Raw genomic sequence first — 13,692 nt, forward strand, 5'->3', positions numbered from 1 at the left:
CCCATATTGAGTTCGATGTTTTCGGCTTCAGTCGTGGTGCTGCTCTGGCGAGACATTTTGTTAATGCCGCGCTTGCCGGCTTGCCGGACTACACCCGGCGTCGTGTTGATAGCAATCCCTGTGGCATCGTTCCCAACCTGCTCGGAACAGAAACGGGTGAATATTTCAATGCATCCCAGGGGTACGAAATCGATCAGACAAGACAGGTGAGTCTTCGTTTTGTTGGTTTATTTGATACCGTCGGCTCTTTCTATTTACCCGGAAATGATGACGAAGGAAACTTTATCCTGTCACTCAAACCAGACTGTGCACAAAAAGTGGTACAACTGTGCGCACACCACGAATACCGGAAGAATTTCCCGCTGACCACGCTGAAAACACACGGCCTGTTACCCGACAATTTTTTTGAAGAGATCTTCCCTGGCGCACATTCGGATGTGGGCGGGGGATATTCATCTGAACAGCAGTATGATAAACAAGGCTTACCCTCACGTTATGGCATGCCAGTGGATTCCACCTTCAACCGTGAACTGGTTAAAACCGAGTCCTATGACGCTGAGTATTATCAGGCTGAGATTGAGTGGAATAAATTTGGTTACAGCTCGCTTGGCACACCGGAATCTTTTATGGAAGATCTCTGCCGGGAAAAAGAGTCGGCCTGGAGTCAACATTGCCTCTCAAAGTATGGGCAATACGGGATCGTTAAAGCGGATGGGCCAAGGTTATATTTCTACCGGCTGCAAGCAGTAAATAATGCAGTTGCCGGCCTGACGCAGGAACGAATGAAACAACAGGCCGAGTTGGCTGGCATTGAATGGAATGAAGTGATCTACCGTAAACCTGAAGACTTCGATGCTGATCCCAATATCCTGAAGCTTTGGGATCGTCTGAAGGATCTTCCATTAGGCGCAATCACACCAGCCCATTGGATTGCTGAGGTGAACCAACATGGTTATCAATGGATTCATCGCCCGCATGATGCCATGATTAATCCGGGTTGCGGTACAGCCTACGAATATCTTGTCAATAATCCTACACGTAACCGGAACGATGAACTGGAAAGGAATGTTTTTAGTAATGGCTAGGACAACATTAGTAATTTTATTGGCGGTATTTACAATTTTGGTGAGTGGATGCTCCCCCCAGTCACCCCAGAGGATAAGTATTGCCAATATAGGTAATGCAGGCAGTACAACGGGTTATCATGGTATCGGACTGATGACCATTCGCGATACCAGTGGCGGCGGTGCCGGGTTTGCCTATGGCGCTGTCAGTGGCTATCCGGGGGCCAGTGCTGACATTGGGGGGATAGGTATTCCTAAGCACATCGAAGGTTATTGGGCAAAAATAGCCGCCAGTGGTGATGCTTTTGAGGCCCATTATAAAATTTCTGCACCAATTGACGCGCAATTGGCAGAGAAAAAAATTCAAGCACTCAATCACTATTATGCAAACTATACCCGCAGGAAAGGGGTCATGCAGGTGGTTGTCGATAGCGAGCGTGTCAGAGTTTTCTATACGCTGAAATGTCATGAACCGTACGATAACTGCACACCTAAAGATAATGCCAATTCCGACGGCTGGGTTGTTCGTGCCCCTCATGATTCAACGGATGTGGTTTTGTTATTTGACGGTAAGGGTGAATCTTCAGATACGCCGTTTCCAGGTTCGCCGTATTATAAAAAATAATCTGATGTGTTCCCCCTATGCGTTAAGGCATAGGGGATCTGATCATGCATTTTCCAAAAGTTGAATTGAAAACATTAATCATGACGAAATGTCAAACCATCGTTTTGTTGCTGACGCTGATTTTTCTGATGTCAGGGTGTTCCCCCCAGTCACCCCAGAGGATAAGTATTGCCAATATAGGCAATGCAGGCAGCACAACCGGTTATCACAGTATCAGGTTGATGACCATTCGCGACACCAGTGGTGGCGGAGCCGGTTTTGCCTATGGTGCTGTGAGCGGTTATCCGGGTGCCAGTGCTGATATCGGCGGTATGGGTATACCTCAGCATCTGGAAGGCTACTGGGTAAAGTATGATCGTGATGAAAACACCAGGGATAAATTTTTTAAAATTTCAACGCCAATCGACGCGCAATTGGCAGAACAAAAAATTAAGACACTCAATCGCTATTATGCAAACTATACCCGCAGACAAGGCGTCATGCAGGTGGTTGTTGATAGCGAGCGCGTCAGAGTGTTTTATACACTGAAATGCTTTGAAACATATAAAGACTGCACTCCTAGAGAAAATGCTGATCCGAATGGCTGGGTCATTCGCTCGCTGGCGGACTCCACGGATGTGGTTCTGTTGTTTGACGGCAAGGGTGAATCATCCGACACCCCGTTCCCCGGTTCGCCGTATGAGGAAAAGTGATGCAATCAGGATCTAATCATTCAGACTGAGATTCGGTTGGATTTCAGCAGCCCGATGCTGGCAGCTTATCAGTGCGGGTACAGAAACCTGTCGGTTTATGATGGTTCCTGGGCGGAGTGGGGACAGCGAGCCGACTTACCCGTAGTTTGAAGTCGCCGGCTCGCTGCTGATTATGGTGGTTATGGCACTATCTGGTAAGCCTGAATCTTAGGCAGTTTCAGGGAGATCAGGGTGGTGAGGACCAAAAAGATGAAAGAGACCCACAGGCAGGCGGACAGCCCTGCAATCTGGAAGATCCAGCCTGACAGCACTGTGCCTATCAGTCTACCCATAGCATTGGCCATGTAGTAGAAGCCGACATCCAGTGATACGCCATCGTCTTTGGCATAGCTGACAATCAGATACGAGTGCAGCGACGAGTTAATTGCAAAGATGGCGCCAAAGAGCATCAGTCCACCGACGATCACCAGTTCCGGCTGCCATTGAATCTGCACCCCGTAAGCGATACCTGCGGTAATGATGGCCAGCAGCAGTGCCCAGCGTGTGGCGGCTTGCCCGTCTGGCACTTTACCTTGTGCTTTTCCTGTCAGTTTTGGTGCAAAGCCCTGCACAAAGCCATAAGCCATTACCCAGGCCGCCATGAAGCCACCGACAGCACTGTGATTCCAGCCAAAGACGGAACCGAGATACACAGGCAGCGCAACCACAAACCAGACGTCTCGCGCCCCGAACAGGAACATACGCGCAGCAGAAAGGATATTGACGCTTTCGGATTTGGAGAACATCTCGGCAAATTTGGGCTTATTTTTCGCTTTGCCCATGTCGGCTTTCAGCGTCAGGATACTGCTGACGAATACCAGCGTCAGCACACCCGCCATTGTCAGCACCGCATTCTGGAACCCTATTACGCTGAGTAGCAGACCGCCGAGGAAGAAGCCAGCGCCCTTCAGGGTGTTTTTTGACCCCGTCATCAGCGCAACCCACTGGTACAGAGCACTTTGTTTGTTGTCAGGCACCAGGGTTTTGATCGCGCTCTTGGCACTCATTTTGTTGAGATCTTTGGCGATCCCGGACATTGCCTGTGCGGCCATTACCCAGGGAATCGTCAGCATGGGATTGGGTACAGCCAGCATCAGCAGGGCAACAATTTGCATGCCAAGGCCAATGTTCATGGTTCGGTTCAGACCCAGTCTGGCACCCAGCCAGCCCCCGACCAGGTTGGTGACTACGCCGAAAAATTCATAGAACAGAAAGAGGGAGGCGATGGCGAGGGTGGAGTAACCCAGCTCGTAAAAGTAGAGTACGACTAACATGCGCAACGCGCCGTCAGTGACAGTGAAATTCCAGTAGTTAAAGGTCACCAGCATATACTGGCGAACCGGCTGGCTGAATTGTGAGAAATATTTAGCAAACATAGACACGACACTCGTATTGTTCGCCGTTTCGGCTGCTGGCTGCGATGCAAAACAGACAGGCGCGAAACGGCGAAACACTGTTTATGGTTGTGACGCTACCTGACGGATGTAATCGACCTGTACCGATTTGGTAAAGGCTCCCGGGCGTAACGCCTGGACGTCTTCAATAATGCGTGACAACGGCCAGCCCATTTCCAGCAGCAGGTGCGCGGCGAGTAAACCGGTGCGGCCTGAGCCACCCATACAGTGCAAAGCAATGTTGCCGCCTTCTGCAATAATTTTATGCAATTGCGGGCTGACTGCCTGCCATTGTGCCGCAAATTCGCTATCAGGCGCGGCATCGTCTTCGATCGGGGTATATGCCCACAGCATGCCAGCTTGTTCAACTAACTGGCCCAAGTCAGCGACCTCTTTGTCAGCCATTTCCTGTTTATTGATGGCGGTGACGACAGCGCGTACCCCTTGTGCTTTCAGCTGGGCCAGGCTGTCTGACAGAGCAACGCCTTTGGTGCCGGGGCAGGGAGTCAGTACCAGTGCGCTGGTATCGGTTACGGGTAAAGTCCAGGTTGGATGTGTCATTGTCATTACTCCCTTAAGCCAGCCCCACTTTACGCACCAGTTCCGCAGTGCGGGTGGCATAACCCATTTCGTTGTCATACCAGGCATAGATTTTCACCATGCGCTTACCCACTACCATGGTTGATAAAGCATCCACTATGGTTGAGCGCTGATCACCTTTATAGTCGATAGAAACCAGCGGGCGATCTTCGTAACCCAAAATGCCTTGCAGTTCACCCTGTGAAGCCTCTTTCAGCAGTTGGTTGACTTCTTCGGCTGTGGTGTCACGTTTGACGTCGAAAATGATGTCAGTTAAAGACGCGTTTGCCAGCGGGACACGCACAGCATGGCCGTTAATTTTGCCTTTCAGTTCCGGGAAGATCTCCACGATAGCCGAGGCTGAACCTGTGGTGGTAGGGATAAGGCTCATACCGCAGGCACGGGCGCGGCGAAGATCTTTATGCGGTGCATCCAGAATGGTTTGCGTATTGGTTAAATCATGAATGGTGGTAAATGAAGACTGCTCAATACCCAGTTTTTCATGGATCACTTTGACCACAGGCGCAATACAGTTGGTGGTGCAGGACGCTGCCGTGACAATACGGTGCTGCTCAGGATTAAAGATATAATCGTTAACGCCCACCACGATATTGGCGATGCCTTCTTCTTTCACCGGTGCTGACACGACAACACGCTGCACACCCTGCGCCAGATACTGATTCAGGAACTCGGTTTTGCGATGTTTGCCTGTGGCTTCAATCACCACGTCACAACCTGACCAGTCAACGGCATTAATGTCTTTTTCTTGTGTGGCAACAATGGCTTTGCCATTGATGACAATGTGGCTGCCTTCCGCTTTCACTTCATGGTGCCAGCGTCCCTGCACGGAATCGAATTCCAGCAGGTGGGCCAGCGTTGCAGCATCACCGGCAACATCGTTAATCTGCACAAACTCCAGTTCTGGCCAGTCAAACGCTGCGCGCAGTGCCAGACGGCCAATGCGGCCAAAACCATTGATACCTACTTTGATTGTCATAGTTAACTTTTCCTACATTATTGGCAACAAACGGGTCGTTGTTTCATTACCATGAGTCGTTCACTGTCCTGTTGGTATTCCTGCTCTAAGCAGTTCGAATCCACCAGTCCGTAAATTTGCTTACGCATCCAGCCGGGCAGTTCTTCGGTTAACCGGTAGAACACCCATTGCCCCTGCCGGACATCAACCAATAGCCCGCTGGCGCGCATCACAGCCAGATGGCGAGACATTTTCGGCTGGCTGACCTGCAGTGCTTCGGTCAGCTCGGCCACACACAGACATTGCTCTTTCACGATTAACCGTAAGCAACGCACACGGGTTTCATCTGCCAGCAGTTTAAAAAATTGATGTGGTAGCATGCTTATAACCATATTCGAATTTCCGTATATATTAGTCTGCTGAAGTGTTTGGTCAATCCCTGTGACGTCATTGTCATAAAATTTTCATATTGGAAGAAAACGCAGTTGCCGTTCTGAATTGAGTTTGCAATGCCCTGAAGGCAGGAGATGAAGGGAAAGAATGCGGCCCAGTATCAATGGGCCGCATGCAGGCTTAGTGACCTGAAGCAGGCTGCTCGATTGAGCCAATCGTACAAATCGATGCCAGAGGTGGCAAGGCTGCCAGACAGTTCACATTGATAGTATTTTCACTGTTGACCATTGTACCGGAGAAATTCACCACTGAGGAAATGCGCTCATTGGTAAGCACACCAGCTTTCAATGTCACTAGACCTTCAGTGTTAACCGTAAGCAATGATGTTTCAGTTGAGTGATAAGTCACCAGGCTGTTATCAATAACTATACGGGTACCGTCGGTATAGTAAGCGTTGGTAGTCACATTAAAGATACTCGAACCGAGTAATTGAATGGCCAGCTCACCCATGTGATCAGATTCTACCCGAACGCGATCCAGTGCAGCCGCGGTTACATTGAGATCTGCGGTGCCTTCGAAGCCTTCATATCGTCCTGAAACTGTCGCAGCACCTTCAGAAATACCTTGCACCATGCCTGAATTGACAGTTGCAACAGCAGTGTTGCTACTGAGCCAACTGACCAAATCAGTCACATCCTGGGTGGATCCATCAGTAAAGGTAGCGACAGCTTGTAACTGTTGATCCAAACCGTTTGCCAGATTGAGTATCGCAGGCGTGATGTTCAGGGAAGTCATGGTTTCTGCTGTTACTGTCAGAGTAACCGAGAGGCTTTGGGTTGCCAGGTATTGAGCCACTATGTTGGTTGCCCCTTGAGACAGTGCTTGAGCACGGCCTTTGGCATCAATGATAGCGACCTGAGTATTGCTACTGGCCCAGCTGACCAGGTTCGTGACATCTTGTGTTGTACCGTCAGAGAAGGTCGCAATGGCATTGAATAACTGAGCTGTACCTTTGGCAATGCTCGTTGTCACTGGTGTAATGCTCAGCTCAGTAAGGAGTGCTGAAGTGACAGTTAATGAGTGCTCGTTGCTTACTGTACCTTGCAGGTGTGCTGAAATCACAGTACTTCCTTCAGCGATCCCCTGAACAAGACCGTCGGTAGAAACAGTTGCTATGCTCGTGTCACCACTGAGCCAGTTGGCCTGCGCGGTGATGTCGACCAGACTGCCATCTGAGAATAACGCTGTGGCTTTTAACTGTTGAGTGGTGCCGTTTGCAATCGTGGTCAGCAGCGGATCAACCGAGATCGATAATACGCTTGCCGCAGAAACAGTAACGCTGGCGTGGTTACTCTCTATACCTTGCAGGTTGGCAGAAATAACGGCAGTACCTTCTGCCAAAGCATGGACTGAGCCAGTAAGCATAACATTGGCGACGGCGGTATCACTGCTGGCCCAGTTCACCAGATTCGTCACATTCTGTGTTGTACCATCAGAGAAAGAAGCAATGGCAGTCAGAGGATGTGATGTGCCTTCCGGCAGGTTGATGTTTCCCGGGGTGATTTGCAAACCGTTCATAACTGCAGGTTTAATGGTAACCAGTATGCCGTCACTGGTTACGTCACCCAGGCTCGCTGAAATCGTCACTGTACCGTTTAACAAGGTAATGAGCAGACCGGTATCTGAGACTGTCGCCAGAAGCAGGTCATCACTATTCCAAGCCACCTGAGCCGTCAGGTTTTGCGTTGTTCCGTCCGTGTAGTGACCAATAACGGTCAGTTGCTGCTCTGTACCGATTGCCAGAGAAAGGCCAGAAGTTGTGATGTCGAGGGAGACCAAAGATGCATCGGTGACTGTCAGATCAGCGCTGTTGCTGGTGATACCATCAAATACACCGGTAATTACCGTATTCCCTGCAGCTTGCGCGATAACCAGTCCGTTGCTGTCAACACTGGCGGTACCTGATGCACTGCTGCTCCAGACGACCTGATCAGTGACATCCTTTCGGGTCCCGTCATGATAGAAAGCTAATGCGGTGTATTGAACGTGAGTCCCTTTCGCTACCGATGTCACCCCTGGTGTAATTTGGAGCTGGCTGACAGAGTGTTTACCGGACACACGAATTACGATGCCTCCTGCACTTAACTCGCCGACATCACAGGATATCGATGTTTCTCCCGTTGCAACTGCCTGGATAACACCGCTGGTGCTAATTGTCGCTACTGCAGTTTGGCTACTGACGCAGGTTGCCTGAGTCGTGACATCGTGTGCCACACCAGAACTGTTAGTCGCTTTGACCATAAAACTCAGTGAGTGGCCTACTTCTACTGAATCAGCGCTGGGGATAATAGCTAATGTGCTGAAATCATTTTTTCCGTTTTCAACACTGTGTTTGGCCGTTCTGCTTTCCTGACCGGATGTAGCGCTTTCATCACCGCCACAGCCGGCTAAGGCGAGTACCAGTGCCATGAGTAAATATCCCAGCCATTTTTTGACGTATTGGCAAATGTCGTTTCGCATTAGATTGCCTTCCTTGTAATTGTGGGTAGTGTCAGTTACTACACGAGGGTTCATAGCACGTGCCCTGGACGATTTCCGGCCAGAGACATCGCTTCCCCAATCGCTTTGTAGCTGACTTTTTCAGGGGGTTTCCCTGTGCTTTCAATGTACTGCACAACACTTTTGGCTCTATGTCATGAGAGCTGTCTGTTGCATGTATCCGCTCCGACATCGCGATACAACTGTCACCGCAGAGCAAGAATTCCGGATTCTGGCAGCATTGTTTTTGCCTGGCTGCTCACGACAATCAGTGAACAATCAACTTCATCAATCCTTGAGATAATTACTTTTATGGGTGATTTTTTTATTCAAAGCTGTTTAAAGCCAAACTAGTACAAGGATGGTAATCTTACTAAATTAATTGCATATATTTTTTGCTTCTTTAGGGGGCATGTATTCTCATGGGGAATTCTATCGGTGGTAATTTACATTGGTCTGGCTGCTTTTCGCGGGAAGTGACGAATTAGCAGGAAACCCTGAGTGTCAAAAGTGGGGCAGCTATTGCTGCTCCTGATGATTCAGATGAGAAGGTGCAGTTGATGAAAAAGCCCGCTGTGGCCAGCGGGCTAATGGTTGCAGTGGTGTTACATTTCTAAATCGCTTTTCTCGACAGAGTTGATGGTGCAAACAGACAGCACTCCGGGTACGGTTGCCAGGCAACTGATATTGATGGCATTTTCACTATCAACATCGGTGCCTGATATATCGGCGGTGGAAGTAATCAGTACATCAGACAATACGCCTGCCAGTAATTTGACGGCACCCTCTGTGCTGACCGCCAGCAATGACGCTGCGGAGACGTGATAGGTCACGCTGCTATTATCAACCAGTACCTTGGAGCCGTCAGAATAGTAGGCGTGGGTTGAGACAGTGAAAATGTCTGAACCAAGCAACTCAACGGCCAGACTGCCTGAGTGATCCGACTCTATCCGAACCCGCGACAGTACTGCAGGACCAATCGTCAGGGTTGTGTCCGCTGAACTGCCCCCATAATTTGCAGTAATGGTTGCCGACCCAACGGATACGCCCTGTGCCAGACCGTCTGTTGTGATAGTCGCGACACTGGTATGACTGCTGTGCCAGCTCACCAGATCAGTGACATCCTGATCTGGACCACTAGTAAAGCTCGCAATAGCAGTAAATTCCTGGGTCAGGCCGTTGGCGATAGTCGCATTGAGCGGGGTGATTGCGAGTGAAGTTACCGTTGCTGCGGTGACATTCAGGGTCACGCCCGGACTGGTTTGCTCCTGATATCTGGCAGTAATTTCTGTCGTCCCCATTGCCAGCGATTGCGCCAGACCTGAGGTATTGATGCTGGCGACACCCGTGTCCGAGCTGACCCAACTGACCAGATGGGTAACATCCTGCGTGCTGGTATCGGAAAAGGTTGCCGTGGCAGTGAACTGCTGCGTTGTACCATTGGCTATGCTTGGAGCGTTGGGAGTCACAGCAATGGCGCTGACGGTCGCTGGCGTGACTGAGAGTGGAATGTCGGCACTGTTGACCCCCTGATAATGGGCGGTAACGACTGTATTGCCTTCACCCAGACCGTGGGCTAAACCCGTTGCAGACAGGGTCGCAACACTGGTATCGCCGCTTTTCCAGTTTACCTGATCGGTCACATCCAGGGTGCTGCCGTCGGAGAACTTGGCGGTGGCGGTAAATTGCTGGGTGGTGCCGTTAGCAATACTGGCCGTCTCTGGTTCAACTGAGATAGACGACACGGTTGCTGCCGTCACTTCCAGACTCGCGTTATTGCTGCCTGTTCCGCCAAAGTTGGCAGAGATAGCGGCAGACCCCGTCGCGAGAGCACTGACCACACCCGTAGTGGAAACGGTCGCCACAGCGGTATCGGTACTGTTCCATGTCGCTTGCGCACTGACATCCTGCGAGGTGCCGTTATTAAAATGCGCTATGGCCGCATAGGCATGGCTGGTGCCCTTGGCCAGACTCAGGTTAGCAGGTGTGACTTGCACTGAATTAACTGTCGTATCCGTAACGGTGAGATTTACAGGAGCGCTGGTTGTGCCATTGAAACTGGCGGTAATGTTGGCCGTTCCTGCAGCAATGGCTTCCGCCAGCCCTGATGCTGAGATGGTCGCCGCCGCGGTATTGTCGCTGTCCCAGGTGACCTGAGGGGTTAAGTCTTGTGTCGAACCATCGGAGAACAGGCCAGTGGCAGTAAACTGCTGTTGTGTGCCAGTGACCAAAGACGCCGTGGCGGGTGAGAGATGCACGGAACTCAGTGTCGCTGCTGTTACCGTCATCGTCGCCTGATTACTGCTGACGCCTTCAAATTGCCCGGTAACAGTGGCGGTTCCTGATGCCTTGGCGGAGGCTATACCGTCGGTGCTTAGCTCAACGGTACTGGCATCTGTCGTATTCCAGATTGTCTGGCTGGTGACATCTTCACGGCTGCCATCGTGATAGTATGCCAGCGCGGTAAACTGCACCTGTGTTCCTGCGGCTGCTGACACCTGTCCGGGAGTGATTTGCAACTGGCTGACCGTATGGCCGCCTGTTACCGTAATCACAACTCCGCCGCCACTCACACCGGCATAGCTGCAGGAAATGGTGGCTTCGCCTGCCGCAATGGCCTGGATCACGCCTTTGTCACTGACGGTGGCAACTGATTCATCACTGCTGGTACATTGCGCGTCCTGAGTGACATCTTTTTTATCTTTGTTCGCGTAAATGGCATTCACGGTAAAGCTAAGGGAGCTGCCAGCTTCTGCTGTGTTCGCGCTGGGGATGATTTCGAGATTACGAACGGTTTTACCGCCCTTATCTACGGCGCTGCCGTCGTTGTCTTTCTGGCTGGGCAGACCGCTACTTTCTCCGCCGCAACCTGCCAGAGTCAGCGTCATGAGAAAAATACCCAGCCATAGTGTTAAGTACCGGCTAATGTTGTTCTTCATTGGGTTGCCTTCCTTGTAAACTGAGGAGAAGTCAGCACTACGCGTCGGTTCATAGCACGGTTAGCCGGGGTGTCATTACTGACCAGCGGCTTGGTTTCGCCAAACGCTTCGTAGCTGATACGGTCAGGGGTAATACCCTGTTGTTCAAAATACTGCACAACACTTTGCGCCCTGCGTTCAGACAACTTCATGTTGTAGTCTTCCGAGCCAACATCGTCGGTATGGGTTTCAACGCGCAACATGGCTTCCGGATACTGATTCAGGTGATTCAGCATCGGTTGGAACGCGGAAGTCATATCAGGACGAAGCTTGGCAGAATTGAATTCGAAGATCGCATTGGACTGAGCACCATCCACCTGGAGTGTAAAGGCTTCCTGAGTGGCAGGCGGCGGAGCGGGTTCTGGCTCAGGTTCAACAACTGCGACAGGTTGCGGGTCATTACCTGAAAACCGGTAGCTGATACCCAGCATCAGGGTATGGAGATCGGCACCAGCCGTACCATCGTCGCCGACATTATTGGCAAACTGATAGCTGAGTCCGGTTCGCCAGCGCGGTGTAAAGTCCCAGTCAACGCCGACACCGACAATGGGGGAGAATCCATCTTCGTCGTTAGATACAGTACCGGCAATTTCTTTACCATCGCTGGAAACATGCCAGGCCATCACGCCGGCTTTACCCACCACAGACACCACATCCGATACCGGATAACGATAGCCCAGAGAGGCTGACAGCCCTAACACATCACCTTCATAATCGGCGCCAACGGAAGGGTCATCCAGAGCCGGATAAGTGGCATCAAACTGGCCGTAATAGTCGTAGGCAACTTCCAGCTCCCAGCGTGGAGTCCAGGCGTAGTTATAGAAAATTCCCGCGCCTGGCGCGTCGTCATCACAGCTGATGTTATGGCTTTCGCAGGCATCATCAGCAAAAGTGTAATTGGCGCGGAGTCCGACGCGGTGCTCAGAGGCATTGGCGAGAGAGATACATAAAGTGCTTAGTACAAGACATGAAAGGGAAAACGTTGTGCTTTGATTCATTACCGATCCATCCTCAATCCTTGAAAACGCTATAAAGAGCTACCCAGCTTAGGAACTTCTTGTCATCCAGGTATGCTTAAAGTCAAATTAGTACAAAGATCACAGGTTTGCGAAATAAGTTGCACAGTTAACTCTATTTGATGAGATGGTTTTTTAGTCTTAGTTGTTCACTTTGGCTGGGAGAGGAGACAAATCGGGCTTCTGGAATGATTTATGCGTGTGTGCCGAAACGTGTCCGGGCGCAGAAACAAAAACACCCCGCCAGATAAACCAGCGAGGTGTAGACGGTCTTGTTGTTTGATGACAGATCAATGCATGCTGTCGTGGTTCAAACTTTAGTGGTCCATGTTGCCGTGATCCATGTTTTGTCCGGTGTTCATCATGTAGTCGGCTTTTTCTACCTTCACTTTCACTTCCACTTTACCGGCGTTCTGAAAATAAAGTGTCAGCGGGAAACTATCCCCCAGCTTAGGTACTGATGTCAGGTTAAACATCATAATGTGGTAGCCACCGGGCTTTAGCATTTGAGTGTCATGGGCAGGGATCTGAATGTCGTCTACTTTGCGCATCTTCATCATGCCGTTTTCGTGCGCATGTTCATGAAGTTCGACTTTATCAGCAATGGGCGATTCCGCCCGCAACAGGACATCCGCCTGATCACCGTGGTTATCAATTGAGAAAAAAGCGGCGGCAACCGAAGACATAGGCGGGACTTCTTTAGACCAGGGATGATCAATGTGCAGCTCGCCAGACTCAAATTCGTGGGCCGTTGCCAGGCCGGAGGTGAAGACGGAAGCGGCCAGCAGCAAAGCGTGTAATGGTTTCATTGTGTTCTCCAATGGGTATTAAGCAATCAAAAATGTTAAACGGGATGTGATGATGTGCTTATCGGTGGAGGAGAGTGTTTTGGCCCAAACAGTTCATACAGTTTGTTGTTAGCACTGAGCCAGAACATACGGCGCAGGCCGGAAAAAATCGCAACGAATGCCAGAATAAGCGGTTGAATATGACTGGTGTCGTAATGGATGGGCTGTAATGGCGTGAGCAGCGGGCAGTGATTTTGCCATTGTGCATGCGACGACCCGTCATGCTGATTAACCAGATCGGCGACTGATACCCATTGCAGGCCATGCACTGTACAGATCAGGATTTTATCCCCGGTCAAGCCGCTCGGAGTACCCTGGTGAAAAGCCGGATTGATCACCACGACAGCCGACAACACATTCAGCCATAGCAATGACGCCAGAACGATAGTTATCATTCCAGCGCGATTGCGGGTTGAAGTAAAAGTTGTGGTCATGGTGTTTTGTCTGATTCTGAGAAGCTGAAATCATAGCAGATGAGAATAACATTCGGTAACAGATTACCGGTAAGTGCTTGAAAAAATCAGACTGAACACAGGTTTTCTGTGTGTTC

Annotated in this window: 12 protein-coding genes and 1 pseudogene; 4 read left to right on the forward strand and 9 right to left on the reverse strand. The window is 50.5% G+C overall.

From position 1 onward, the window contains the following. From KCG43_RS19920 to KCG43_RS19935, 4 genes and pseudogenes are all read left to right on the forward strand, one after another. Window positions 1-1,085: DUF2235 domain-containing protein (locus tag KCG43_RS19920; RefSeq protein WP_218387143.1), on the forward strand; the 1,085-nt coding region annotated here is incomplete at its 5' end. Then, window positions 1,051-1,689: a hypothetical protein gene (locus tag KCG43_RS19925; protein WP_218387145.1), complete on the forward strand. Its 639-nt coding sequence runs from the start codon at window positions 1,051-1,053 to the stop codon at window positions 1,687-1,689. The genes KCG43_RS19920 and KCG43_RS19925, both read left to right, overlap by 35 nt. 44 nt (window positions 1,690-1,733) lie before the next feature. Next, on the forward strand, window positions 1,734-2,381 hold the full coding sequence (locus tag KCG43_RS19930; protein WP_255558113.1) for a hypothetical protein: 648 nt from the start codon (window positions 1,734-1,736) through the stop codon (window positions 2,379-2,381). A 54-nt stretch (window positions 2,382-2,435) separates the two neighbouring features. Continuing rightward, window positions 2,436-2,531 (forward strand): annotated as a pseudogene (locus KCG43_RS19935) (sulfurtransferase); the annotation flags it as partial. 29 nt (window positions 2,532-2,560) lie between these two features. On the opposite strand, the gene arsJ reads toward KCG43_RS19935, so the two are convergent. The 9 genes from arsJ to KCG43_RS19980 all read right to left on the reverse strand — a co-directional run bounded on the left by arsJ (window position 2,561) and on the right by KCG43_RS19980 (window position 13,537). Beyond that, window positions 2,561-3,796, reverse strand: a complete 1,236-nt coding sequence (gene arsJ, locus KCG43_RS19940) for an organoarsenical effux MFS transporter ArsJ (RefSeq protein ID WP_192014431.1) — start codon at window positions 3,794-3,796, stop codon at window positions 2,561-2,563. Window positions 3,797-3,877: 81 nt separating this feature from the next. After that, window positions 3,878-4,375: a cyclin-dependent kinase inhibitor 3 family protein gene (locus tag KCG43_RS19945; RefSeq protein ID WP_218387146.1), complete on the reverse strand. Its 498-nt coding sequence runs from the start codon at window positions 4,373-4,375 to the stop codon at window positions 3,878-3,880. Between the two features lie 13 nt (window positions 4,376-4,388). Further along, entirely contained in the window at window positions 4,389-5,390 is a 1,002-nt protein-coding gene (locus KCG43_RS19950) for an ArsJ-associated glyceraldehyde-3-phosphate dehydrogenase (RefSeq protein WP_218387147.1), read from the reverse strand. A 17-nt stretch (window positions 5,391-5,407) separates the two neighbouring features. Further along, the gene (locus KCG43_RS19955; protein ID WP_192014425.1) at window positions 5,408-5,749 is read right to left on the reverse strand and encodes a helix-turn-helix transcriptional regulator; all 342 of its coding nucleotides are present in this window, start codon (window positions 5,747-5,749) and stop codon (window positions 5,408-5,410) included. A 193-nt stretch (window positions 5,750-5,942) separates the two neighbouring features. After that, entirely contained in the window at window positions 5,943-8,282 is a 2,340-nt protein-coding gene (locus KCG43_RS19960) for an Ig-like domain-containing protein (RefSeq protein ID WP_218387148.1), read from the reverse strand. A gap of 623 nt (window positions 8,283-8,905) precedes the next feature. Beyond that, window positions 8,906-11,239: an Ig-like domain-containing protein gene (locus KCG43_RS19965; protein ID WP_218387149.1), complete on the reverse strand. Its 2,334-nt coding sequence runs from the start codon at window positions 11,237-11,239 to the stop codon at window positions 8,906-8,908. Continuing rightward, window positions 11,236-12,276: an OmpA family protein gene (locus tag KCG43_RS19970; protein WP_218387150.1), complete on the reverse strand. Its 1,041-nt coding sequence runs from the start codon at window positions 12,274-12,276 to the stop codon at window positions 11,236-11,238. The genes KCG43_RS19965 and KCG43_RS19970 overlap by 4 nt, the downstream gene beginning before the upstream one ends. A gap of 335 nt (window positions 12,277-12,611) precedes the next feature. Then, window positions 12,612-13,103 carry a copper chaperone PCu(A)C gene (locus KCG43_RS19975; protein ID WP_218387151.1) on the reverse strand — a complete coding sequence of 164 codons (492 nt, stop codon included), beginning with the start codon at window positions 13,101-13,103 and terminating at the stop codon, window positions 12,612-12,614. Between the two features lie 35 nt (window positions 13,104-13,138). Continuing rightward, complete coding sequence (locus KCG43_RS19980) at window positions 13,139-13,537, reverse strand: hypothetical protein (RefSeq protein WP_218387153.1); 399 nt, start codon at window positions 13,535-13,537, stop codon at window positions 13,139-13,141. Between the last annotated feature and the right edge of the window lie 155 nt (window positions 13,538-13,692).

It is taken from the genome of Photobacterium sp. WH24 (genome assembly GCF_019204055.1).
GTDB classification, from domain to species: Bacteria; Pseudomonadota; Gammaproteobacteria; order Enterobacterales; family Vibrionaceae; genus Photobacterium; species Photobacterium arenosum.

Excerpts from the sequence above, each read along its gene's own strand:
- KCG43_RS19925 (WP_218387145.1), top strand. The coding sequence starts at position 1,051 with ATGAACTGGAAAGGAATGTTTTTAGTAATGGCTAGGACAACATTAGTA.
- KCG43_RS19930 (WP_255558113.1), top strand. The coding sequence starts at position 1,734 with ATGCATTTTCCAAAAGTTGAATTGAAAACATTAATCATGACGAAATGT.
- arsJ (WP_192014431.1), bottom strand. The coding sequence starts at position 3,796 with ATGTTTGCTAAATATTTCTCACAATTCAGCCAGCCGGTTCGCCAGTAT.
- KCG43_RS19945 (WP_218387146.1), bottom strand. The coding sequence starts at position 4,375 with ATGACACATCCAACCTGGACTTTACCCGTAACCGATACCAGCGCACTG.
- KCG43_RS19950 (WP_218387147.1), bottom strand. The coding sequence starts at position 5,390 with ATGACAATCAAAGTAGGTATCAATGGTTTTGGCCGCATTGGCCGTCTG.
- KCG43_RS19955 (WP_192014425.1), bottom strand. The coding sequence starts at position 5,749 with ATGCTACCACATCAATTTTTTAAACTGCTGGCAGATGAAACCCGTGTG.
- KCG43_RS19960 (WP_218387148.1), bottom strand. The coding sequence starts at position 8,282 with ATGCGAAACGACATTTGCCAATACGTCAAAAAATGGCTGGGATATTTA.
- KCG43_RS19965 (WP_218387149.1), bottom strand. The coding sequence starts at position 11,239 with ATGAAGAACAACATTAGCCGGTACTTAACACTATGGCTGGGTATTTTT.
- KCG43_RS19970 (WP_218387150.1), bottom strand. The coding sequence starts at position 12,276 with ATGAATCAAAGCACAACGTTTTCCCTTTCATGTCTTGTACTAAGCACT.
- KCG43_RS19975 (WP_218387151.1), bottom strand. The coding sequence starts at position 13,103 with ATGAAACCATTACACGCTTTGCTGCTGGCCGCTTCCGTCTTCACCTCC.
- KCG43_RS19980 (WP_218387153.1), bottom strand. The coding sequence starts at position 13,537 with ATGATAACTATCGTTCTGGCGTCATTGCTATGGCTGAATGTGTTGTCG.